The sequence below is a fragment of the Pedobacter sp. UYEF25 genome (assembly GCF_054061655.1).
The window spans coordinates 13,480-38,556 of record NZ_JBSSEL010000001.1; the positions used below are offsets into that span (position 1 = coordinate 13,480).

Annotated in this window: 21 protein-coding genes; 11 read left to right on the plus strand and 10 right to left on the minus strand. The window is 36.3% G+C overall.

Annotated features, from left to right (window positions below; all coding sequences use genetic code 11):
• The first annotated feature begins 207 nt into the window (after nucleotides 1–207).
• From ACVWYG_RS00060 to ACVWYG_RS00105, 10 genes are all read left to right on the plus strand, one after another.
• Nucleotides 208–1,644 carry an MBOAT family O-acyltransferase gene (locus ACVWYG_RS00060; protein WP_457268075.1) on the plus strand — a complete coding sequence of 479 codons (1,437 nt, stop codon included), beginning with the start codon at nucleotides 208–210 and terminating at the stop codon, nucleotides 1,642–1,644.
• A gap of 56 nt (nucleotides 1,645–1,700) precedes the next feature.
• Nucleotides 1,701–2,573, plus strand: coding sequence for a hypothetical protein (locus ACVWYG_RS00065; protein ID WP_457268076.1), 873 nt, complete (start codon nucleotides 1,701–1,703; stop codon nucleotides 2,571–2,573).
• Nucleotides 2,574–2,756: 183 nt separating this feature from the next.
• A complete protein-coding gene (locus ACVWYG_RS00070; RefSeq protein WP_457268077.1) occupies nucleotides 2,757–3,218 on the plus strand; it encodes a GyrI-like domain-containing protein in 462 nt (153 codons plus the stop codon).
• A gap of 108 nt (nucleotides 3,219–3,326) precedes the next feature.
• Complete coding sequence (locus tag ACVWYG_RS00075; protein ID WP_457268078.1) at nucleotides 3,327–3,719, plus strand: VOC family protein; 393 nt, start codon at nucleotides 3,327–3,329, stop codon at nucleotides 3,717–3,719.
• A 523-nt stretch (nucleotides 3,720–4,242) separates the two neighbouring features.
• Entirely contained in the window at nucleotides 4,243–5,340 is a 1,098-nt protein-coding gene (locus ACVWYG_RS00080; protein ID WP_457268079.1) for a ligand-binding sensor domain-containing protein, read from the plus strand.
• 161 nt (nucleotides 5,341–5,501) lie between these two features.
• Complete coding sequence (locus tag ACVWYG_RS00085; protein ID WP_457268080.1) at nucleotides 5,502–6,161, plus strand: NAD(P)-dependent oxidoreductase; 660 nt, start codon at nucleotides 5,502–5,504, stop codon at nucleotides 6,159–6,161.
• Between the two features lie 1,175 nt (nucleotides 6,162–7,336).
• A complete protein-coding gene (locus ACVWYG_RS00090; protein WP_457268081.1) occupies nucleotides 7,337–7,795 on the plus strand; it encodes a nuclear transport factor 2 family protein in 459 nt (152 codons plus the stop codon).
• Nucleotides 7,796–7,982: 187 nt separating this feature from the next.
• Nucleotides 7,983–9,500 (plus strand): ArnT family glycosyltransferase, encoded by a 1,518-nt coding sequence (locus ACVWYG_RS00095; RefSeq protein WP_457268082.1) that lies wholly within the window; start codon nucleotides 7,983–7,985, stop codon nucleotides 9,498–9,500.
• Nucleotides 9,501–10,319: 819 nt separating this feature from the next.
• Nucleotides 10,320–10,475 carry a hypothetical protein gene (locus tag ACVWYG_RS00100; RefSeq protein ID WP_457268083.1) on the plus strand — a complete coding sequence of 52 codons (156 nt, stop codon included), beginning with the start codon at nucleotides 10,320–10,322 and terminating at the stop codon, nucleotides 10,473–10,475.
• 536 nt (nucleotides 10,476–11,011) lie between these two features.
• A complete protein-coding gene (locus ACVWYG_RS00105) occupies nucleotides 11,012–11,263 on the plus strand; it encodes a hypothetical protein (RefSeq protein ID WP_457268084.1) in 252 nt (83 codons plus the stop codon).
• Between the two features lie 734 nt (nucleotides 11,264–11,997).
• Here the strand turns inward: ACVWYG_RS00105 and ACVWYG_RS00110 are convergent.
• The 3 genes from ACVWYG_RS00110 to ACVWYG_RS00120 all read right to left on the minus strand — a co-directional run bounded on the left by ACVWYG_RS00110 (nucleotide 11,998) and on the right by ACVWYG_RS00120 (nucleotide 15,955).
• Entirely contained in the window at nucleotides 11,998–12,642 is a 645-nt protein-coding gene (locus tag ACVWYG_RS00110) for a cytochrome b/b6 domain-containing protein (protein ID WP_457268085.1), read from the minus strand.
• 168 nt (nucleotides 12,643–12,810) lie between these two features.
• Nucleotides 12,811–14,235, minus strand: a complete 1,425-nt coding sequence (locus ACVWYG_RS00115; protein WP_457268086.1) for a glycoside hydrolase family 125 protein — start codon at nucleotides 14,233–14,235, stop codon at nucleotides 12,811–12,813.
• 229 nt (nucleotides 14,236–14,464) lie between these two features.
• The gene (locus ACVWYG_RS00120) at nucleotides 14,465–15,955 is read right to left on the minus strand and encodes a glycoside hydrolase family 130 protein (RefSeq protein WP_457268087.1); all 1,491 of its coding nucleotides are present in this window, start codon (nucleotides 15,953–15,955) and stop codon (nucleotides 14,465–14,467) included.
• A 148-nt stretch (nucleotides 15,956–16,103) separates the two neighbouring features.
• On the opposite strand from ACVWYG_RS00120, the gene ACVWYG_RS00125 reads away from it, so the two are divergent.
• Nucleotides 16,104–17,303: a GAF domain-containing sensor histidine kinase gene (locus ACVWYG_RS00125; RefSeq protein WP_457268088.1), complete on the plus strand. Its 1,200-nt coding sequence runs from the start codon at nucleotides 16,104–16,106 to the stop codon at nucleotides 17,301–17,303.
• A 203-nt stretch (nucleotides 17,304–17,506) separates the two neighbouring features.
• Here ACVWYG_RS00125 and ACVWYG_RS00130 read toward each other — a convergent pair whose 3' ends face one another.
• The 7 genes from ACVWYG_RS00130 to ACVWYG_RS00160 form a co-directional block, all read right to left on the minus strand.
• Entirely contained in the window at nucleotides 17,507–17,653 is a 147-nt protein-coding gene (locus ACVWYG_RS00130) for a hypothetical protein (RefSeq protein WP_457268089.1), read from the minus strand.
• Between the two features lie 384 nt (nucleotides 17,654–18,037).
• Entirely contained in the window at nucleotides 18,038–18,187 is a 150-nt protein-coding gene (locus ACVWYG_RS00135; protein WP_457268090.1) for a hypothetical protein, read from the minus strand.
• 124 nt (nucleotides 18,188–18,311) lie between these two features.
• Entirely contained in the window at nucleotides 18,312–19,214 is a 903-nt protein-coding gene (locus ACVWYG_RS00140) for an AraC family transcriptional regulator (RefSeq protein ID WP_457268091.1), read from the minus strand.
• A 222-nt stretch (nucleotides 19,215–19,436) separates the two neighbouring features.
• The gene (locus tag ACVWYG_RS00145; RefSeq protein WP_457268092.1) at nucleotides 19,437–20,675 is read right to left on the minus strand and encodes an NAD(P)/FAD-dependent oxidoreductase; all 1,239 of its coding nucleotides are present in this window, start codon (nucleotides 20,673–20,675) and stop codon (nucleotides 19,437–19,439) included.
• Nucleotides 20,676–20,759: 84 nt separating this feature from the next.
• Nucleotides 20,760–21,761 carry a 4-hydroxyproline epimerase gene (locus ACVWYG_RS00150; protein ID WP_457268093.1) on the minus strand — a complete coding sequence of 334 codons (1,002 nt, stop codon included), beginning with the start codon at nucleotides 21,759–21,761 and terminating at the stop codon, nucleotides 20,760–20,762.
• 1 nt (nucleotide 21,762) lies between these two features.
• On the minus strand, nucleotides 21,763–23,340 hold the full coding sequence (locus ACVWYG_RS00155) for an aldehyde dehydrogenase (NADP(+)) (RefSeq protein ID WP_457268094.1): 1,578 nt from the start codon (nucleotides 23,338–23,340) through the stop codon (nucleotides 21,763–21,765).
• 14 nt (nucleotides 23,341–23,354) lie between these two features.
• Nucleotides 23,355–24,272, minus strand: a complete 918-nt coding sequence (locus ACVWYG_RS00160) for a dihydrodipicolinate synthase family protein (RefSeq protein ID WP_457268095.1) — start codon at nucleotides 24,270–24,272, stop codon at nucleotides 23,355–23,357.
• Between the last annotated feature and the right edge of the window lie 805 nt (nucleotides 24,273–25,077).

Below are 25,077 nucleotides of genomic sequence, written 5' to 3' on the forward strand. Positions count from 1 at the left end.
AAAGGTTAGTTTCGTGACTCCACCAGGATGGATCACTTTTTTAATACTACGTTAACCCTTTACGAACGGTTATTTGTGCAACGGTACGACAGGGATTTTTAGCTGTAAATATTTAGTTATGAGGATAACAGTTGGGCCAAGCCGTGAGTTGTGGGTCGGGCTAAAAGCCATTGCTAAAACCAAAAATTACAAAAACAGAGAGACAATATGCTTTTTAACTCATTAAATTTTGCAATTTTTTTACCTATTGTATTTTTACTCTACTGGTTTGCGACAAAAGGTAATTTAAGGCTACAAAATATTTTACTGCTCGTTTCAAGCTACTTTTTTTATGCTTGTTGGGACTGGCGATTTCTATTTCTTTTAATTTTTTCAACACTACTTGATTATTTTACGGGAATAAAAATGTCGGAAGCAAAAAATAAAAATTCAAAAAAATTTTGGTTTTGGTTAAGCATATCTGTAAATCTTGGCTTTCTTGGTGTTTTTAAATATTATAATTTTTTCACTGAATCCTTTGCACACGCTTTAGATAACATTGGATTAAACGTTAATCCATGGACATTGAAAGTTATTTTACCCGTAGGTATTTCATTTTACACATTTCATGGCTTGTCGTATGTAATTGACATTTACAAAGATCGAATTAAAGCAGAAAAGAATTTCATTGATTATTCTGTCTTTGTTAGTTTCTTTCCATTACTAGTCGCTGGTCCAATAGAACGTGCAACTCATCTTTTACCGCAAATACAAAAAAAGAGAGCTTTTGATTATGGGAAAGCAGTTGATGGATTAAGACAAATTTTATGGGGATTATTTAAAAAAGTTGTAATTGCTGACCAATGTGCCGAATATGCCAATCAAATTTTCAATAATTCTGCAGACTATTCAGGAAGCACACTCGTTTTTGGTGCTATATTTTTTACTCTCCAAATTTATGGCGACTTTTCGGGATATTCTGATATTGCTTTGGGGACAGCTCGACTTTTCGGCATAGATCTTTTAAGAAACTTTGCTTTCCCGTATTTTTCAAGAGACATTGCCGAATTTTGGAGACGATGGCACATTTCACTTTCTTCTTGGTTTAAAGACTACCTCTATATTCCATTGGGTGGTAGTAAAGGTGGAATTTGGATGAAGATTCGGAATACCTTTATCATTTTTATTGTAAGTGGTTTTTGGCATGGAGCAAATTGGACATTCATTGCTTGGGGCTTTCTAAATGCTTTGTACATAATGCCTTCAATAATATTTAAGACAAATAGAAATAACCTTGAAATTGTTGCAAAAGGAAAATATTTACCTAATCTGAAAGACTTTTTTTCTATTTTAATTACGTTTAGCTTAACTGTGTTTGCTTGGATTTTTTTTAGAGCGGAAAATATAGGTCACGCTATGATTTATATCTCACAAATATTTTCAAATTCTCTATTTACAATTCCTACAATAAGACCAAATACATTATTCATTTTAATAGTGCTATTTTTCATTATTGAATGGTTTGGTAGAGAAAATCAGTATGCTATTGAAAAATTTAGCTTGAAAATTCCTCAAATTATTCGACATGGATTTTATTACATAATAGTGTTTGCAATATTTTATTTCGCAGGTGCTAAACAGCAATTTATCTATTTTCAATTTTAATGATGAAAAAATTCATAAAACATCTTATATTATTTGTTCTCCCAATCCTAATTGGAATGATTTCATTTGAATTACTATTGAGAAATATTCCTAATGATTATTCTTTTAAAAATAATTACTTGAATGCTAAATCTAATACTATAGAAGTATTGTTTTTGGGTAGTTCTCATATTTATTTTGGAATTGACCCAGAATATATTACTCGAAAATCTTTTAACGGAGCCCATATTTCTCAATCATTAAATTTTGATTTAGCTATACTCGAAAAGTACAACGATAGATGGGAAAATTTAAAATATGTTATTATTCCAATTGATTATTTCTCAATGTACTCAACACTTGAAGATGGTATTGAAAATTGGCGAGTAAAAAATTACAGAATTTATTATGACATTTCCACATTTGGAAATTATTGGAGTGGCTTTGAAATATTTAATGGAAAATTACCGACAAATATTTTAAGAGCCAAATCATATTTGTTTAATAAAAAATCGGATATTACGTGTAATAAATTTGGGTTTGGTACATCTTATAACTCACAAGACAGTAAAGACCTTATAGAAACTGGTAAAACTGCTGCAAAAAGGCATACTATAAAATTAGAAAACAACCAAACAATTTTCTCTGAAAATATTCAGACTGTTAAATCGATAATTGAATTTGCGAAAAATCATAATGTGAAAATTATTTTTATCACTTGTCCTGCATATTTAACATACAGTGAAAATTTAAATCCAATTCAACTTGACAATTCTGTAAATATTATTAAACAATTATCTGCAAAGAACACAAATACAGCTTATTATAATTTCTTGACAGACAAAACATTTATTGCTAAAGATTTTTATGATGGAGACCATTTAAACGAAATTGGTGCTAAAAAATTAACTTTAAAAATAGACAGTATAATTAGCAATAAAGAACACTGACTACAACACACATTTAGCAAAAACGTGGGTTCACCGATTAATTGAACCGCTCTATTTTTTAACAAGTTATGCGTTTTCAGATAGTTTTTCTTCTCCGCACTCGGCAACTTTTTGGAACTGCTAAACGCAACCGAACATTTTAAAAAGAACGATAGAATAAAAGTTATTCAATTAAAACACGTTATGACAGAAGACAAAGCAGATTTTAAATTAGTAGGATTGAAGTTAGACGGTAAGACAACAAATCAAAAAAATCAATCAAGTAAAGATTGTGGTGACCTATGGCAAAAATTTGAAAAGGATAGAATTTTTGAAATTATTCCTGAAAAATTATCTAATGAAGTCTACGCGGTTTATTTTGACTATGAGAAAGATGAAACAACCTCTTATTCTTATTTTATCGGATGTAAAGTAGATGAGCATTCAAAAACGCCCGAAGAACTTGAAGAATTGATAATTCCTGCTCAACAATACAAAAAATTTACTGCTAAAGGTGTTATGACAGGATGTGTAACTGAAACTTGGAAAGAAATTTGGGCTTCTAAAATTAAAAGAAACTTTACGTATGATTTTGAAATATATGACGAAAGAAGTAGAGACTGGAGCAATGCTGAGGTTGATATTTATATTTCTACAACAGACTAAATAGAATACAGAAACAACTTGAAAGTAGAACAAAATACCGCTAACAGTAGTTTTACATCAGGAGGGACGAAGAAAATCGACACTCAATAAAAGTTAAACAGATAAGAAATGAGCACTTATAAACCCGAAAATTACAATTCCCTTTCCCCCTACTTAATTGTGGACGATGCTCAAAAATTGGTGGATTTATTGACGCTAATTTTTGATGCGAAAACTTTGAGACGCTTTGACCACAACAATGGAAAAATTGCTCATATAGAATTGTTGTTGGACGATTCCGTAATTATGATTAGCGAAAGTACCGAAAGCCATAAAGCAAACAAGACGATGCTTCACATCTATGTGCCAGACGTTTTTAAAACTTTTGACACAGCCATAGAAAAAGGTTGCATAACAATTGATAAGCCAGTAAATACGGAAGGCGACCCCGATACCAGAGGCTCTTTTTATGACTTTGCAGGAAACTATTGGTCGGTAAGCACTCAAACAAATGCACATTGAAAAAACTTAACTTTTAGCTATGCCGACTTTGAAATAGTAAGAGATAATGTTTTAACTTTTCCCGACGCAGCCCAACCTATTTCACATGAAGGAACCCCCTAATTAAAAATTCGTGACAAGCTAGGTGGTAGACTTTGTAACAACGGAAAATGGATTCCAATCCGACCTGATCCTGAGATTAGAGATAAATATTTGGACAGCCATTGCGAAAGTTTTGTTTCCCCGGTCATTTTAAATCATATCCATACATTTGTAGGTAGAAACTCACCAACGACAACAATGTATTAAAGGAAATACCCACACTTGGTTGGAAAAGACTTTCTTTTAAATACAGATAAAAGAATACGGTGAATTGAAAACAGCGAATGGCAAATAATGGGTAGTCAAAAAGAGCGGGATAAACGGCTTCGGTTAAGCATTTAAAAAAGTTTTGGGTTTGTTTCTTCGATTGAACTTTTCTGCAAAAAGATCGCCTACCGTCGCCAAGCGCCAATATATTGTGCGTCATCCTAAAAAAAATTAAATGAGAATTAAATCAGCTAGTCAACACTCATTTAGCCTTTATTTAACCTTTCTGACGGTGTTAACCATCTCTTGCAACAATCAAAGTCAATCAAATAAGCTGGTAGCATTCAAGAATAATATGCAAACCGTTTCAACAGTAAAGTTAAAATACACCAGCGGAATTCGTTCACTATTAGAAGATGGCAAAGGAAATATTTGGTTTGGTAGTTACAATGAAGGCGTATGTTTACTTCATGATGGTAAGCTTAAATATTTCACCACAAAGAACGGGTTAAGTCACAATCAGGTCAGGAGTATTTATGAAGATAAAAATGGCATCGTCTGGTTTGAATGCGGCGTAGGATTAAGCACTTACAATGGACAACAAATGACCATTTACAAACAAAGAGATTATGAATCGAGGGCCAAATGGAAGTTAATAGAACATGACCTTTGGTTTAAAGGCAATGAAATTGAAGGCTATAACAAAACTGAAGGGAACGCAGGCGTGTATCAGTATGACGGAAAAACACTTTTATATCGGACGTTGCCTGTTCCACCATATTCGGAAAAACGATTTAATTTTAACAATTCAATTTCAACGTCTTTTGTAAAAGGAAAAAATGGAACGCTATGGCTTGGTGCATACGGTGTAGTTATAGGATATAACGGTTCCAATTTTAAAATAATAGACAACAAATATCTAGCACAAAATAAATTAAGTCCGCATTTGCATGTTCGTAGCATAATGGAAGACCGTAAAGGCAACCTATGGATTGGTAATAATGGATTGGGCGTTTTGAAATACGATGGGAAAAAAATAATCAATTTTACCGAACAACATAAATTGAACAAGGAAAACACAAAAGGCAATGCGCTTAAAAAGGTTTTTTCCGTTGGCGAAGATCGTGTAGGAAACATTTGGTTTGGTACGGTGGGGTCGGGTGTTTGGAGGTACGATGGCAATTCTGTTAAAAACTTTGCAAAGGAAGACGGACTGGAGAGTAAAAATATTTGGTTCATCTATCAAAGTAAACATGGGGGATTATGGTTTGGAGGTGGAAATCCAAGCGGTGTATATCAATTTAATGGCAGGTCTTTTGAACGAAAATATTAAGAAAAGTACAAACTCATAAACAATTTTAAAGATGGACATGTCTTAACAGATGACCGTATATTGGATCCTCAGCGATTACGTGTCGAATTTCACTCGAGCTGCCGTTTTGGGCGATTAAGAAAAACTTAGCAAAAAAAACCAACACATTGAAAGATAATAAAATGATAGATTCGAAAAAGACTTTTTTAGTATTTGGAGCTACGGGTAGAACAGGGCAACATTTTGTTTCCTTGGCACTAAAAGAAGGACATACCGTAAGGGCTTTGGTGCGCAATCCAGATAAAAATCTAATCGAAAATCAAAACTTAAAACTGGTGAAAGGTTCCATTATTGATTTCGAAAATTTCGACGAACTTGTTGACGGTGTTGATTTTGTGGTCAGCATGTTGGGGGACAAAGACTTACAAAAAAACGAAAATGTAAATGCCAACTTCGTAAAAAAGCTCATTCCGGCAATGCGCCAATATGGAATAAAACGTTTTCTTTACCAAGCTGGGGGCTTTAGTAGACCGTACAAGCAAAGTCTTTCCTTAATCTTTTGGGTGCTTAAAAACACTCTTGTGCGGTTTTCGGGGCTGCTTGGACAGCATAGAGACAATGAGGCTGTAATCAACTACTTGGCAGAAGAAGCAAAAGATATAGATTGGATGGTGCACAGAGCAAGTATAATTTCCAACGAAAAATCTAAAGGCACCTTATTAAGGTCCAAAACAAAAAATAGCCTCGCTACTTTTATAGATTGTGCCTATTATAATTATGATCTTCTTACAGATGATAACGCCATTCACACCTGCGATTTGAGTTATTACGACAAACTATAGAACGAAGTGCTCCAACAACAAATACCGAAATCCCAAACAAACCGGCAGATTGAAAAAACAGGACACCGTGTAAAAGCGCCCTAATAATAAATACTCTTGGTCTTAAATAAATCTAACAAGTTTTTAGCTCATTTTGGGCGTTACCCTGAAGAGGGTCGCGCTTTACGTTGCAATCTTTTTACTCGTGCCTCAAAAAAAGGATTTCCAAGCAATCGCTAACCCGTTAATAGACATCACGTCCGAGCGCTAACGATGGGAATGACATCCTTTAATTGGCCTTTAGGAGCCAATTAAAGATACAATGGACAGCGTGTGAAAGCGCCCAAATAATCCTCAATGTAAACTAAAGAAATTTTTTACATAATCTGGGCGTTCCCCTGAAGAGGGTCGCGCTTTACGTTCTAATCTTTTTATTCGTACGTCGCAAAAAAGGAGGATTTCCACTGCAATCGCTAACCGTTAGCCGAAATGAGAGGTGCGCTAACGATGGGAATGGCATCCTTTACTTGGCACCTTAAAGCCAATTAAAGATACAATGGACCGCGTGTCAAATCGCCCAAATAATAATTAATAGTGTTGACTATGGATAAAGTTTAATCTATTTAAATGATTTGGGCGTTACCCTAAGGACTTTTCGTTTTGCCACTATCCCTCCCAAACTGCTATCTAACATATGTAGGAAATAATTTTGCTGGCCAAGACCGCTGGTTATCAACTTGCAAGGGGATTACTTGGTTGGTTTCCCAAAATATACGCTGCAGTTCGCCCCTCAAGAAATATTCCCTAGTAAACCAAAACTATAGGAAGCTTAATCGGCAATTTATTTGATTTTATTCACAGTATCATTTATCTTAGGTGCAACTTGTTAACGCTAATTTCTGTTGGGATAGGTCGATCTTTTTTAAAGATTAAGGTTTCTGGTGAATAGGATTGATATAGAAAGTTTAAGTTTTGAAGATGATACGGGTAGGATGAGCCGAGTATAAACGTTTAAGCAGGGACATACGCAAGTTAGTTTTTATAGTATTATGGGATTAAATATTGGGCAAAGGTGATGAGGGTTGGGCTAAGCGGAGGGTTAGCGCTCAGGCTCTGAGCGACATACAAAATGGCATACAAAACGGCATACAAAAGACAGTCAATTAAAGATAAAAATAATTTTAAATTACAAAAAGATGAAACAGTTGACAATTTTATTTTTTGTAACCTGTGCATTAATTTCTTGTAACAATCAAAAAAACAACAGTATGACGACCGCAGATAACGAAAAATTAGTAAAGCAGTATTTTGAACATTTCAATAATCATGAATGGACGAAAATGGCTAATATGTATTCGGAGGTTTCTGAATTTAAAGACCCGTCTTTAGGACAAGGGATTATAAAACAAACTAGACAGCAAATTATTGACAAATATTCAGAACTAAATCAAGTTTTCCCAAACCTTCACGACCAAGTAATTCAAGTTTATCCTTCTGGTGCCAAGCATATGATTGTAGAATTTGTGTCAAGTGGAACTGCACCTGATGGCTCAAGATTTGAATTGCCAATTTGTACTATTTTGACAATTGAAAACGGAATTATAACAAAAGACTTTACTTATTTTGATAATTTTGAACAAGAAAAAATTGATTAGTAACCGCTAAAACAAAGCCAGAACCATTAACAGCGGTTTGGCAACATTGCAGATGTAGTGCTTCTACAAAACATTTATGCAAAATTCTATAATAATTCATTCCACTGAACTTTTTGCTAAAAATCCGCTACGCTCATCAGCCTCAGTCCTTTTTGTGCCATTTTGAACAAACAACATAAAATCTCAGATGAATAGACAGACTAAACTAATCATTCTGATTGTCTGCATAATAAAACTATCACTTCATTTAATTGCCGACAGCCATTCAGGGTTTCAGGGTGACGAATTATTGCACATTGAGACCGGCAGACATTTAGCTTTTGGATATATGGAGTTTCCGCCATTGATTGGTCTAATGGCTTTTATCCAAAATATTTTCGGAAGCAGCTCCGTATATCTAAATCATTTCTTAGTGCACCTTGCAAGTATGCTCATCATTATCTATGTTGCTAAAACGATAATTGAATTAGGTGGGCAAAACAGAGCAGTTTTTTTAGCTTTATTATGTATTCTTATTGGGCCAAGTTTTGGTCGTTCGCAACAGCTTTTTCAACCGGTAGTTTTCAGTCAATTATTTTGGGTGTTAGGATTTTACCAATTGACCAGGTTTATCAAATACCTTGACAAAAGAAGTCTGTGGTATTTAACCGCATTTGTAGTTTTAGGTTCTTCGGTCAAGTATGATGCGGTGTTTTTCATCTTTGGATTATCCTCCTTATTGTTTTTTAAAAGAACACGCCAGGCATTACTACAACAACATTTTTGGCAACACATAATCGTAGCTATCGCATTGCTGCTTCCCAATTTGATTTGGCAATATGCAAACGACTTTCCCATGTTGCAAATGGTTAGCCGGCTTTATGAAACACAGTTAGACAAACTTTCGCGTGCAGGTAACTTAGGGCAATTGTTGATTGAAATAAATCCGATCTCCTCTTTACTCATCGTTGTTCCCGGATTCATTTATATGTTTAGACATCACAAATCGATAAACGTTCCATTGGCAATCTCTATCATTTTGTCGACCGTTTTCTTATCGCTTAATAATGGAAAACCCTATTACTTCTATCCTATTATTTTAACAATTATTCCTTTTGGTGGAATCTTTTGGGAACAAGTTATTTTGCAAAAAAGAAAATGGATAATTTACCCAGTAACAGCTTTATTATTATTAGGTGCAGTCTTAATTCCCTTTGGAATGCCAGTTTATAGTTTCAATCGGTATCTGCATGCTGTTTATAAATATGAAAAGAAAGACATAGATGGTGGCAAATATGGGGTAAAGTATGACGAATATTATACCAAAGGAAAGTGGGAAGAAACGATGGGACAATTAAAATCTGTTTATGACAGTTTGCCAATAAATGAAAAAGAAAATGCAATGATTTGGGCCAAACATTACGGTCAAGCAGGAGCAGTAAATTTGTTGGGGCCAAATTACCATTTACCCAAAGCCTTTTCCTATCACGGAAGCTATTACATTTGGGCGCCTAAAGGACAGATGCCAAATACCATTATTGGATTAAGCTATCGGGTTGGTAATTTTTTTACTCCATATTTTGAAGAAGTAAAACTTGTAAGGGTGATTTATAATCCCTATGCAGATAATGAAGAAGAACTTTATCAAAGAATTTATCTTTGCAAAAAACCACGACAAAACTTTAATAAAATGAAAGAACTTTTTAAGAGGAGAATATTTGAGTAAAAGGAAACGAAATATTGACGTTATAAGTACAGAAATACAATGGTTTTAGCTGAGAAGTGCAATTTTGACTTTCAATACTAGATTTGGACGGAGATGCGCTGATTTTTCTTGTAATTATAAGCTTCAAACGGATCCAAGCAAGCCTTTTCGCCGCCAAGTTTTAGCGTATGCCTTTGCTAAAATCCCCTCCTTGTTTTAATCTCTCGCAATGCAACTTAAATATGTTTCGAAAACCGGGAATTCTGACTGACATAACAAGCGCACGTAAGCAACGGTAGAAGAAGCTAAGGCAACACATTTATTTGAGTTTACAGCGGCTATCATTTATCTTAGTTAGAGTTGTTGACCTACTTTCGATACTTAAAAGCATTAATCAGCATCGATAATCAGAAATCGATAACTGACAACTAGTTATGCAGCACTAACAATACGAATGGTTCCCTGACGACTTTGAGATTACATTTACGTTTGAAGCGGCATTTAATAAATTTAGACTTCTAATCGAAGTTGTTGATTTCCAAAAATCGTAGGACGTTTTCTAGCAGCAATTGATTTCTATTTGAGGAGATGTGATTGAGAAGAAAAAACTGGGCTTAACATAGATCTATAGCGTTTAGAGGTCAGAATTTTACATCAATGCAGCAGATGCATGGAGCTGAACAACAATCTAGCTCATTTAAAGCGGAAAAAATAATGTGATCGCCGTTCCAGAAACTTAGAAGTTTTTCAGTTACTAATAGGTTCGAAATCTATAGTCTAACAAAAACCAATTCGACTTATTCGGGTTAGTAAGTGATACAACTTCAATCGATATTTTTTATGAAAAACGAACAAGATCCAGCCGAAAAAGACAATAAAGAAGGAAAAAAAGTCAAGGACAACGAATATACGCCACAAGAGCAGAAATTTGCAGACGGTGAAGGTTCTAAATTAGACAAACTGATAGATAAGCAGGAAAAAGAAGAAGGCAAATAGGTTTTTGCGACCTAAAAATTTTAAACTTCCAGAATTTCAAAAACACGCTTTTAGCATTTCCCAATTAAATTTGGCTAAACTTAGCGTTATGGCTATAGACCAACCTCGTATGCAAGGTTTTTACCGCAATCCTGCGGGTGCGGCGTTAAACCAAATTTTTTAGAAATTTCTAATTTAGCGTACTGCCCCTTGTTGACTAAAATTTTTAGAGTGCTTTCTGCTGGGACATTTTATTCTGAACGAAAGCGGTTCGCAAAACGAAAAGCAAATCCCAAATTTGCTCCGGTGCCTCCTTCGAATAATTAAATATGATGAAGAGGTATTGCCGTCGCTATGGTTGCAAACTTTTCAACTTGATGCCATATTACGTGTCGGCTGCAAAACATAATTAAAAAAAATTACTACAAGAAAAAAAAGGTAAAATTGTCAGGTCATTATAAACTGATGAGCGCAATCCCGAAGAGGATAAATATCATGCAATACCAAGCATCAACATGTCTGCAATATCAACTAACTAACATTAAATAAATTTCATTATGAGAGTAATAGCAGAGCTGCCACACCCCGAGTGTAAAATCAGTATTTTTAAAATGAATGATAAGTTCATCGTAAAGTTTGAGCAGGGGGCGCTTGAGCAGAGCTATAAAATTGCAGAAACTGATTTGAGCGGCGGAGGAACAAATGATGTTTTTGAAATCTTAGACGAGCAGTTTATTGAAACGGTAGTTGATCGATTTAAAGCCATGCGTACAGATTTCATCTCTACCTACAAAAGGTATAACTATTAGTTTAGATAATCAATATAACTTGCTGTAATACATAACATATTTAGCATAATCAATATTTTATTTGGCTAAACTAAGGGTCTGAGAGCATTAAAACATCAAACATATAAGTAAACGGTTTAATTAAATTTCATATTCATCTGTTATATAAATTATTATATTTTAAACAGAATTTAATTCTGAAGGTCTTTTTAGCCAAATTTTATACGGATAATATTATTTGGCATAAATTTTGGAAAATCAAAAGTTGATTTTAAAGCCGGGAATAGATATTGGATCTGCACTAAATATTACCGAAATGCTCCAAGATAAACGACGGTCGCGAAGATGTACAAAATAGATTTATGTAAAGTTGAACACAAAAATGAGGGAGAAAAGCATCTTCTATCCTAAGAAAAATGGAACTCAAATTGGCGACTGAACTTAAACCCTTTTTTTATTCTCATTGAGGAAAACATGTTGAGTTCGTTTTTTCCGAAATAAGAACGCACTTGAATTGGAGTTTGGAAAAGCGCTATTAAAAGAAAAAGTGATCTTTTAGCTACCGCTTCAAGCACATCAAAAAAAGAGCACGGCTATCAATATTTGGGGTATTCTTTTAAGATTGTTCCTTATGAAAAAGCGATGTTACAACAAAGAAATATAGATCTTATCTGCTGGTCTTTACCAAGCTCCCAACATAAACTATCCTAAAATTCCAAAAGATTAAATCTGAACCTATGCGTTAAATTCTTAGGCTATCTTCCTATTTCATTTGGGAGATCAGTTCGTCCGCCATTAATCATATCAGAAACGATGCCTTTACTGTCTTGGTTTTCAGCAAGCAGTACGCCGACGATGTGAATAACAACATAACCCAATACCAGATACATGCAGAATCCATGGACTTCTTTAATGGTGTGCCCTATTTGGCGGGAGATGCCTAACTCATCTTGAAACGCGAGTGATAAACCCGTACAAACCATTATGAGTAGCAATAAATAAAATATTGCGTAGATTACTTTAACAAAGAAATTGTGTCGCAAATTTACCAATGGAGAATCTCGGTAGCGCCTATACGCCTCTTTGGCTTTAACAATAAATTTCTGTTCTTTTGGCAAAAAAGCTTCAGTTATTAATCTAAATACAAAAAGTGCTGCTAGCGCATAACCAAAATAAATATGAATTCCCCAAACCTGATCTTCCAAGCCGTGCGTGGCGGCCCTTGCTTGTTCTGCACTAAGTTGAACGCCTGCATTTTGCAGTTCTTTTTGCACAGCCGGCGTTTGACTTCGATCTAACAATGTAGAATTTATTAACACCGTTAATAAAGAACCTGTGACTACTAAAGCAGTAAGCCAATGCCAAACTCTAATTTTTAAATCGTATTTCTTTGTGCTCATCTCTATGTCATTAAGGCGGCAAGCAACGAACTAAATCACATTTGCAACGCGCTTTACAAAAATGTAAAAACTTTAAGGATTTAATCTATAATGCCGCGAAAAAAAAACAAAATAATATAAATGCAAAAATCCCTTGGGAATTGCCAAGGGATTTAGTTATAACATAAATTAAGCTTTTAATAGATGGGGCCGTTCGTTGTACGTTCTCCACAACAGCTCTCCGAACAACGTATTGCTCCAAGCAAACCAAGATCTAGTAAATTTAGACGGATCGTCTTTGTTAAATGATTCGTGCATAAAGCCTTTACCAGCATGTGTTTTACGTAAGGTATCTATACAATATTTTATTTCTTGATCATCGGTAGAGGTAAGTCCACGCATGGTGATGCTCATTGGCCAAATCATATCCTGTCCTGCATGCGGTCCGCCAATTCCCTCTGCAGCGGTTCCTTTAAAGAAGTACGGATTGTCTTTAGAAAGCGCGAATTTTCTGGTATTTTGATAAATAGGATCATTTAGCTCAAGCGAACCTAAGTATGGCAAAGCGAGTAGACTCGGTACATTGCTGTCGTCCATTAAATACTGACTACCAAATCCGTCTACTTCAAAAGCATAAATATCGCCATGCACAGGATGCTTAACCACCGCATGCTTTTGTATGGCAGCTTGAACTTCATTAGCAAGAGCTGTTAACCCAGTTTGTAATTTTTCATCAGGATGAAGTGCCGTAATCATTTCCGCAGCCTCGCGTAAGCTAGTTACTGCAAAAAAGTTAGACGGAATTAGAAATGGAAAAATAGTTGCATCATCGCTAGGTCTAAATGCAGAGCAAATTAACCCAACAGGATTTACGGGAAAACCATAACCTGCCATCGGTTGCGTATCTGTTGGATGCGTAGTTTCCCGTTCGAAATGATAAGGTCCTTTATTTTCCTTTCGTTGTTGCGTAGTAAAAACTATTAAAGTACTTTCTATCGCTTTCTTCCAATCTGCATCAAATGGAGATTTGTCACCGGTTTTTTTCCAATAATGGTAAGCGAGTCTAATTGGATAACACAAACTGTCTATTTCCCATTTCCGTTCGTGCACGCCTGGCTTCATATCAGTATGATCGCTTTTCCACTCTCCCACTTTTGTTGGATCCTGATAAAAAGCATTAGCATATGGATCTTTCAAAACATTTTTGGTTTGATGCCTTATCACTCCGGCGATCAGTTTTTTAAGTGGTTGGTCTTCATTTACAAATTGTAGGTAAGGCCAAACTTGGGCGGAGCTGTCTCTAAGCCACATCGCGTCAATATCTCCAGTAATTACATACGTATCTGGCTTTCCGTCTTTTTCAGAATAATACACTGTAGTATCCAACGTATTTGGGAAGCAATTTTCAAACAGCCAAGAAAGTTCTGGGTTCTTCACGTTTTTTTGGAAAGTTTTAATCGCCTTGTCTACAGCCGCACTTTCAAAATGTCGCTTTCCCGCAGCAACCCTAACGATTGGAAACTCTAGAGCAAAATTTGATGCAAAAGAAAACTTAGAGGCAACAAGACCTGCGCCGAGCATACCGGTATTTTGAATAAAGGTTCTTCTTTTCATGTTAAGAGTTGGTTTTAAATACTTGGTTAATAATCAGGTGATGACACCATAGGTCCTACACGCTTTTATCAACTTTTTATTTAAAACACATTGGCTGATAAATGCACTTAGGCAATTCCAAAGATATTTAAATTTCCATCATTTGCAAAAATAAATGTGGCTCAAATTAGTTACTAAACCGTTTTACATGCTTCTACAAATATTAATCAAACCTTAAAGCCGAACGGCATTAAACCAAGGCCTGTTCTTCTAATTTCTTATCTTCCAACAATCTGTTTAAAAGTAATTCTAGATTTACGGTAGCAAAAGACGAGCTATAATCAGATAGACCATATGGAATAACAAGCTCGCCGTTGTGGATTATGGATCCGCAAGAATAGACGACGTTTGGCACATAACCTTCTCTTTCGTCTCCTGTAGGAATTATTAACGGCTCTTGTAAATGGCCAATTTCTTTGGTTGGATCTTCCAAATCTAACAAGCTTATTCCAATACAATATCTCCGCATCGCCCCAACGCCATGCGTAACCAAAAGCCAGCCTTTCTCTGTTTCTAAAGGTGAACCGCAATTTCCTACTTGCACCAATTCCCACCAATGTTTGTGTTGGTCGAGCAGTATCGGTTCTTTCCAAACATTAATTTTATCAGAAAACATCAAGTAATTATTGTGACCATCTATCCTACTCATCATCACATATTTATTGTTTATTTTCCTAGGGAAAAGCGCTAAATTCTTATTTTGGGCACCGTCTCCATAAAGTGGAATTACCCTAAACTCATAAAAATCTTCTGTTCTCACTAATTTTGGGATGATGATCGAACCGTCATAAGCGGTATAAGTGGCATAGTAGACTGTCGTCCCGTCATCTTCTATAAACTTTACAAAGCGCGCATCTTCAATGCCTTTTCGTTCAAATTCAGAAATAGGAAATATCACGCGATCAGATATGTCGGTATCCTTAGAAAAAGTGATGGTATGATAGGTTTCAGACAACCACAAAATCTTGTTGTACTCCATCAATTTATCTGGATTTTCCTTTTCTAAAGCTTTAGAATCCTTGATAATACCACTTAAAACACTGTACTCAAATCTATCTTCTAATTTTTCCTCCACTTCATGCAAAACCGAAGGGTCTATTTTGGCATAAGTTGCTTTTTTAAAGAAAATCTTTTTGTTGTAGATGGCATTTTTTATTACATCTGCTTCATCAACATAGTTGCCAACTTGCAACACGGTAATGTTGTTTTCGGCATCTAAAATAGCCCTGCGAAATACAATAGAAGATATATGACCTTCTCCAACCGCCCTAAAACTTATGATGATGCGCTTTTCTCCTTCAACAAGATCGGTTTGATCAGGATCTTCGATAATGGAAGGGTTAAAAAATGCAGCAGACTCAATGGAATACTCATGCGTGAAATAGGCGCCAATTAGCAACTTTTTGTAAAGTGATAACTCTTCCATATCTACCCCTAGTTTTGCAAACTGTTTCTTTAATTTATTGCAATGCCGACCAAGAATTTTAGTAATGTTTCGGTGTCGTCTGCTATATTCTTGCAAAATTGGTGAGATAATGGCAAATACCTTTTCATCGCTAAATTCAAGCACTTTCTTCATCACCCCCAAAGCCCTTTCCTCCCCATTAAAAAAAAATCTTGCAATTACTCTTTTACTATCAGGGAATATCTGGGTCGATTTTCTATCTATTTTTAACCTCATTAGTGTTGTTGTTTTTATCGACGCAAGTAACTAAAATTTACCTTAATTTTAAAGCCTAACTAAAATTTACATAACTGTGTTTTCACAAAATTTATCCATTTTTAATTTTTCTTATCTTTATCAAAGAAAACATTATTGTTAAAACCCCATGCTAAATTACGCCGTTCCCACTAGTATTATTCCCTCAAACGATAAGAGGCGATTGAAAAAACTTTATCAATATGAAATTTTAGATACGCCTCAAGAGCATTCATTTGATACCATTGCAAGCTTAGCTGCACAAATATTTGATACGCCAAATGCATTTATAACTTTTGTTGATGAAGACAGGGTTTTTTTTAAAGCGTCAATTAATAATTTAGACGGAAATGCCGTTGATAGAGCCCATAGCCTATGTTCTTTAGCTATTTTAGAAGATAAAACCACCGTGTTTACAGACACTTATCTTTATGAGGAGTTTAAAAAAAATCCCTATGTTTCTTCTAAAGGTGGCATTCGTTTTTATGCCGGTTCGCCCATAACAACAGAAGAGGGTTTTCAATTGGGCACCGTTTGCGTAATAGATAGTGTGCCCCGACAGCCGACGGAAAAGCAACTTGAAATGCTGCAAAAGCTTGCCCTAGTCGTAATTGAAAAATTAGAAACAAGGCGCGCAACTAGAAAGACATTAAAAGCTTACGACGATCGGTTGCAGATGATGGTTCACGATCTTAAAAATCCAATGACCACCATTTCGCTACAGTCTGAACTCCTAGGGCGCATTGCAGACATTAACGATAAAGCCAAAATAATTGCTGGAAAAATATATCAACAAAGTAAAAATATCATTGGAAACATCGATAATGTGCTTAGTTCTGCTAGAAATGAGCATGGAGTGATTAAATTAATGAAAACGAAAGTGATGCTCAAAGACATTTTTGCAAACTTGCAAGATAACTTCGAATTATCACTTAAAAATAAAAATCAAACCCTAACACTTCCGAATAACGAATCGACGGAAATTTTTGCAGATGAAGAGAAACTGCAAGATGTAATGGATAATTTAATCGGGAATGCTATTAAATATTCGAACGAGAATACCAATATTAACGTAACCTGCACTACTGAAGAAAGCAAAATAACCATCGCAATAACTGACGAAGGATTAGGGCTTTCGGAAGATGATATGAACAAGTTATTCATAAAATTTGCCAGGCTTAGCGCTCAACCTACTGGCCGAGAAAGATCTACCGGATTGGGTCTATCAATTGTTAAATTACTTGTTAATCTTCATAGAGGAAAAGTTTGGGCTGTTAGTGAGGGGAAAAATAAGGGAACAACATTTTTTGTTGAGTTGCCAATCAAGTAGTGTATAACTCCAACAATGACGAAGTAACCGTTTTCTCAGACAAAATACTGATTTGTTTTTTAGAACTATTTCCTAAGCTTTCCATTATTATTTTTAGAGTTATTTAAAAACAGACGACTTAGCGCAATAGGGTTTATCTGCTTAACTATAAGCTAATTAAAACTAGCGGTGCGCTGTTTTAATTACGCTAAAATCAAACTTAATCACTCATTGTAAAGTTCTATTTCATACAAGCCTGTATACACTTTTTCTTTTTTTTGAGTAAATACCACTTTTAATCTTGAGGTACTAACAGCTTTAAAAACAAAGGTATTTATGCCGGCGATAGGTATGGATGGCTTCTTTTGCAACGCTTTCCACTTCTTTAAAGCGAATACCGTCCCAATCTTGCTGCGTAAATTCTTTTGGAGGTTGTACGCCTCCTATATCGTCAAAGAAGTAAGATATACGGTATTTACTATTTGCTTTTTATTAAAGCTAAATTCCACCCAATCTGTTTTTTGTAGTGCAATTAAAAGCCGTCCACCTAAAAGTTTCGTTGGCTTAGCCGTCATTTATGAAGCTAATTTGATTAAATGGCGAGTGTAAGATTCAGATACTTTTGCATTTATTTTGCTAGCCAGATTAGATATTTCGGAAACGCTATCTGTTTTTAAACCATCTAAATTTCGGTCCCCATGCTTCAAATTCAGAAATACCAAAGGCCATTTTAGCTTCTGTATTTAGAAGTATCCTTAATTGGGATATGGGTGATAAAAATCATCGATTGCGTCAACATCTCTTTGATAGCCTACAATTAACGTTCCCATTTCGCTGGTTTGTTCGTAAAGACTGTCATTCTGACTATGCGCACTTAGTTTAGCACTAAAAAATAGACCAGGCATATTAGAGATAGATTGTAGAAAGATTGATTTTTTAACATTGTAAATCGTTATAAAATTACAAATAATAATGACCTCCGATCAAAACATCAGATAGTTTTTATAGGAAAAAAATGACTTGGAACCGTTAAGAACCTATGTAACTCACCCTGCTTACATTATTATAGCTGTCTATGTAAGCTCTAGGCGATTGGCCGATGATGCTTTTAAATACCCGATTAAAATTGGTAATGCTATTAAACCCAGATTTATAGGCAATGCCTGAAATACAATCAGCTTTTTTACCGGATATTAGACTTTTGCAAGCATCATTTATACGCACCTCATTTAAAAAAGACACGAAAGTATGCCCTGTATGTTTCTTAAAATATCTGCAAAAAGCTTGTGGAGTCATAAAGGCAGCATTTGCGACATCCTCCAATGCAATTTGGTTGTTGTAATTTTCGGTAATAAAATTTATAATCTTACTCAATCGCATTCCTTCATTTTCGCTAAAATTTGAGGAATACATATCAGAGCAAAGCGGTTCTACAGTCTCATTTAAATCTTGAAGACCTCTAATCAGCCTAATAAATGTAAATAGAACATCCTCTCCAGATGATTCGTGCACAGCAAACATCTTCTTGGCAATATGATTGGCAAAACCTGATGGGATTTTGAAACCATGCTTATTGCGTGTGAGAAAGGAGCTAGCCATTTTCATTTCTGGAAGATTAAACAAGGCGCTTAAAATGCCACTGGAATTGAAAAAAATGGAACAGGCCTTTATGCTCTTATTTTCATTTCCAGAAAAATATTCAGGATTACTTTTAAATAGATGTGGCAGCTTGGCGCCTATCAGAAAAACATCTCCGGAGCGAAAAGAGTGCATGTCATTTCCTGCAATAAGCGTTCCTTCGCCGCGCTGCACCCAAGTAATTTGCCATTCATCGTGCCGATGCAAATATTGATAAAAATAAGGCAATTCAATAATTTCCGAGATCACACTTTTATCGTCGGGAACAAGCAGCGTAAATGGCAATACTTTCATAGATCAGTTGGTTTCCGGTTGGTTGATTATGAAATGAATATATGGATATTAACTTTTAAATTCCAATAAAAGCGAAATAATGTTAAAATACGGTCAATGTTTGATAATATCACAGAAATCATCCGTTGCGTTAACCAAGTCTATGTAGGCGTTTTCTTCTAAGTACTTGAAACAAAGCGATACGCACCCCTTAAACCGCCGTTGGTTATTTAACAGTCTACCCTACCTGATGGCGTAAGGCTCCATTTTTAATTCCGGAGTTTGTTCTGCGACAAGCTGACTCACCAACAATCCGGTTGCAGGTCCTAAGCTTAAACCCATCATACCATGTCCAGTAGCTACTATTAAATTCTCTTTTTGTGTGCTTCTTCCTATATAAGGTAAACCGTCAGGAGACGAAGGCCTAAATCCATACCATACGTGCTTTTCTTCGGGCATTTCTGGGTGCAAATCTGAGAAATACTTAGGTATGGCTTCTACAATGCCCTTAACCCTAACCATGTTTATACGGGTGTTTATTTTGTCCAGTTCCATAGTGCCCCCATAACGGATGTTTCCGTTCATTGGCGTAAGCGCCACCCTTGCTTCGCAGAGTAAGGCAGGAATGGTCAATCGATTTTCGGGTTCTTTTTCCATGAAAGAATAACCTTTTCCCGGCATAAGCGAAATATTTAGATCGACCATTTTGGCTATTGCAGGAGACCAAGATCCTGTGGCAAGAACGTATTGATCTGCTTCCCAAACGGCCTTGCCTGTAAAAACCTTGGTTACTCTATTTCCTAACGATTCGATTTTGTCAACTTCTTTATTACGGACAATTTTTACCCCATTTTTCTCTAAATAAGAAAGCAGTGCATTCATCAGCTTTGCTGGATGTAAGTGGGCATCGCAGCGATAATGTACCGCACCTAATACATTCAAGTTTAATTTAGGCTGTAGTGCTTGACATTGATCGACATTTAAAATCGCCATATCAAGTCCAAGTGCAATGGCTTTTTGCGCAAGATGTGCTTCTTCCGCTCCCGCCCGCTCGGTTTTATAATAAGCAAGAATGCCATTGTTTGTCAACTCAAAATCGAAATCTGGCTCTTTGGCCAAATCTTGGTACAGCTTTTTACTAAGTAAAGATAAATCTCGCAAAGGTTCGGCCGCACTGGCTACATGCTTGTTTGTTGCATGTTTCATAAATTTAAACCCCCAGCTAAGTAAATTTCCATTTAGTGAAGGACGAACATAAAAGGGACTTTTACTATCAAACATCCATCGAATTCCCTGACTAATCATACCAGGAGCTGCAAGTGGCACAAAATGACTCGGAACAATCATGCCCGCGTTCCCGAAAGAACAATTGTCAGAGATATCACCCTTATCTAAAACAGTTACTTCAAAGCCTTTTTTCTGTAGGTAATAGGCAGAAGTTAGCCCCATAATTCCACCACCAATAATCAAAACCTTAGCCATGTATTTTATCTGTATGTTGATAATTTAATGAATAATCCGATGCTTCTTTTAAAAGAATTTCCATTGGTACATTATTTTTTGCTTTTATATTACTTGAAAACCGTAAGCGTACGGATCGTCTTCAGTGTCTATCTTTATGGTATTATAACCAAAAACTTTAGCCCAGCCTTCAACACTTGGGATAATCGCCTTTATGCCATTTAGGTCTACTTCTTCTTCTACCCGACCGACAAATTTGCTCCCAATAAAACTTTCGTGGATAAAATCATCACCCAGTTTTAGTTTTCCTTTGGCGTACCACTGTGCCATTCGAGCTGATGTTCCGGTCCCGCAAGGAGACCTATCGATTGCTTTTTCGCCGTAGAAAACAGCATTTCTTGCCGTAGATTTCGGATCTAAAGTTTCGCCAGTCCAAAGAATATGGCTACAACCGTTGATGGTATCGTCTAATGGATGCACAAAAGTATATTGCTCATTTATGCGTTTGCGTATCGTTTGACTCCACACAATCAGCTGAGTTGCTGTGTAATGCTCAAGTCCGGGAAAATTTTCTTGAGGATCGACAATGGCGTAAAAATTTCCTCCGTAAGCGACATCGAACGTAAGCATGCCTAAATCGGGGCAGACTACTTCTAGGTTTTCTGCGGCGAGGTAGGAAGCTACATTTCGCAATTTCACCGATTTAACTTTCTTACCTTCCTGCTGATATTCTATCAACACCAAACCTGCCGGCGCTTCCATCCTAATTACACCCGGTATTTTAGGTTGAATAAGGCCTTCTTCTATGCCGATAGTAATTGTGCCAATTGTTCCGTGACCACACATGGGCAAGCAACCGCTCGTTTCGATAAACAAAACAGCGACATCATTTTCTGGATGGTGAGGCGGATACAAAATACTACCCGACATCATGTCGTGTCCTCTTGGCTCGAACATTAAACCTGTTCTAATCCAGTCAAATTCTTTCAAAAAATGCTGTCGTTTTTCGCTCATATTAGCGCCGATAAGTTGTGGACCGCCGCCAGCAACCAGTCTAACCGGATTTCCACAGGTATGAGCGTCGACACAAAAAAAAGTTCTACTCATTCTATTTTGTTATAAGCTGATTGACAGTTCTGAAAATTCCCAACGGATTTCCGTCCTTCAATTCGTCTGGCAACAAATCCTGTTCCCAATCTTGATAGGCTAGCGGCCTTACAAAACGAGCAACTGCTGTAGAACCTACCGAGGTGAATCGACTGTCGTTTGTAGCAGGAAAAGGACCGCCATGTTGCATTGCAGCACAAACCTCTACTCCTGTAGGTACTCCATTTAAAATAATTCTACCCGTTTTGTCGGTTAAAATATTTAATAAGTTGGAATAATCTTTAAGTTCGCCTTTTGCAGCCATTAGAGTCACCGTAAGCTGACCTTCTAACGCTTCAACTGCCTCCTCAAGTTCTGCAAAATTATCAGCAACTACCAACAGCGAATATGGCCCGAAAATTTCTTCTCGCAACTTTGGATTTTTTATAAAATCACTCGCTTTAACTTGTGCAACTTTAGGTTGCGACTGATTTTCTAGCGTTTCGTTTTTTACTGTAGACAATCCCAATAGTTCAACTCCAATTTGTGTCACAACTTCATTCGATAATTTATCGTAATTCTTTGCGATGCTTTCGGTAAGCATTGTTGCAGACGGAATTACGGAAATCGATTCTGCAAGCACCTTTCTGAAAGTATTTAATTGAGGTGAGGCGATGGCTAAAAGCAAACCCGGATTGGTACACAACTGTCCCGCACCGAGCGCAATTGAAGCTGCATATTTCTTAGCAAGCTCCGCTGCCTGCGTATCTATAGCCAATGGCAAGAAAATAACAGGATTAATGCTTCCCATTTCAGCAAACACCGGAATAGGTTGCGCTCTTTCCTGAGCGATTTTAACTAAAGCCATGCCGCCTTTAAACGAGCCGGTAAAAGTTACTGCCTTTGTTAGTGGATGTTTCACCAGTGCCGATCCAATGTCATAACGGTCATCATACAACATAGAAAAAACACCCTCAGGCATACCTGTCTTTCTTACTGCTTTTATGATTGCACCGCCGACTAAAGCACTTGTTCCATAATGTGCGGGATGGGCTTTTACCACCACAGGACAGCCTGATGCTAATGCTGAAGCAGTGTCTCCGCCTGCGACAGAAAACGCCAGTGGAAAATTACTCGCACCAAATATAACTACCGGACCAATTGGAATTAGCATTCTGCGAATGTCCGATTTCGGTAATGGCTGTCTATCTGGTTGGGCAATATCTATAATTGCATCAACCCAAGAACCTTCCGCAACCAAATTTGCAAACAACCTCAATTGCCCTGTTGTACGCCCTAGTTCTCCCTGAAGACGGGCAACTGGCAATCCACTCTCGGCCGACGCTCGGTTAACTATTTCATCTCCAAGAGCAGTTATCTCATCAGCTATGGCATTTAAAAATGTAGCCTTCTTATCCTTGTTTAGGTTTCTATAAATTTGAAAAGCAGCAGTTGCGGATTTTAAAGCCTCATTCACTTCATTTGCTCCTGCTTTTGAAAACTCGCCTTGCAATTCTGCTCCTGTTGCAGGGCTTATTGCTTTTAAATTAACCCCATCAGTCGTTACGTATTCGGAGGCGATAATGTTTTTTCCGTTCATATTTAATAGTTAAACTATTTGCCCCAGCTGCCTGCCGGCAACTCAGGACGAACAGCTAGTGCATCGTTAATTATTTTCAGAACTTTTTCACGCTCGACACCTTCTAATGCTAAACGTGGTGCACGAACTGCTTCTGTACCTAAACCGGTTGCCACTTCGGCCAGTTTGATATATTGAACTAGTTTTGGATGAACATCAAGTTCAAGAACTGGTAAGAACCAGCGGTAAATAGTTAAAGCTTCTGCAATGCGATTTTGTTTTACCAATCTAAATATAGCAACCGTTTCTTTCGGAAAAGCATCAACTAAACCTGCAACCCAACCGTGAGCGCCCATTACAATACTTTCCATTGCCAAGGGATCTACCCCCGTAAAAATTTTGAAACGGTCACCAAAACGATTAATTAATCTTGTAACATTAGACACGTCTCTTGTCGATTCTTTTATCGCTTGTATATTGCTGTATTTTGTCAATACCTCAAACATATCTAACGTTACTTCAATTTTATAGTCGACAGGATTGTTGTAAATCATAATCGGCAAATTTGTGCTTTCTGCTATTGCCCCAAAAAAGACGAGCGTTTCTTCGGGTGAAGCGTAATATCGCATTGGCGGCAACAACATTAAGCCGTTTGCACCAAGGACTTCAGCCCTTAAAGCCACCTCTATTGCCTTTTTGGTGGTGCCTTCAGCAATATTTAACAGTACAGGAACCCTTCCGTCAACTGCTTTTATTGTGTGAGACAATAGACCAAATTTTTCTTCGTCGCTAAGCACGCTGGCTTCTCCCAGAGAACCTCCTAAAATAATACCCTCAGCACCTGCTTCTATTTGTGCTTCTAAATTTACGTCGAAAGCCTCAAAATCCAATTCATCATCTGCTGTAAATTTGGTCGTTACAGCTGGGAAAACCCCCGTCCAATTTATACTCATATTATTATTTTATATTTTAGTTAACGTTTTAAAATTATTGTTTACTGTAGTGCGTAATTCTCTCGCAATTTAATTTTCTCGGATTGGCTTCACTAAATGCTTTAAGCGACACCATCGCTCATCAATCTCCAAAGTTAATCCATTGCACAATTGAACTCTTGTTGGATTTTAACCAATACTGCTTATAATTATACCTTTAATTTTCTGCTTTTGTGTTTCTTCATAAAATGATTTAAGCGATCAAAAATCCATCATCCAAAAATATTAACATTACTTTATAGGTAATTTTATGACTACTGAGATAGAAAAGACTGTTTTGTGTTTTCGAAATTGATATAACCTCTTTAGATTTCAATCTAAAATAAACTATACAATAGACTTAAAATAGTTTTTACCTTACTGATGTAATTAAATATCCAGGTGTTTAACTTAATCCTTTAATCATCAAACAGTTGAAAAACCTAAATGCCATCAAGCAATTTTAAAAGTTCGCATTAGGATGAAAGTATTAAAACCCGCTTTTTGATCGGAGGAATAGATTAAATATACAACTACTGGAATCAACTTGGGTTTAACTCAACTTTTAATTTTGAGGGAAGGCTCTAAATATAACCGCTCTTCTTCCTGCTGAAGGTTGACTAAGGCATCAGAATTTCTATTAGCCAGTCCATACAAAAGTGTTTGCGCTGATCTCAAATTTCCCAGCATTTACCAATTGACCGATTTTGTGAAGGATATATTAAACGAATTTAGCTTGGCGTTTTTAAAGTTAAATTAATATAGATTTAAGATTTATATTTAGCTT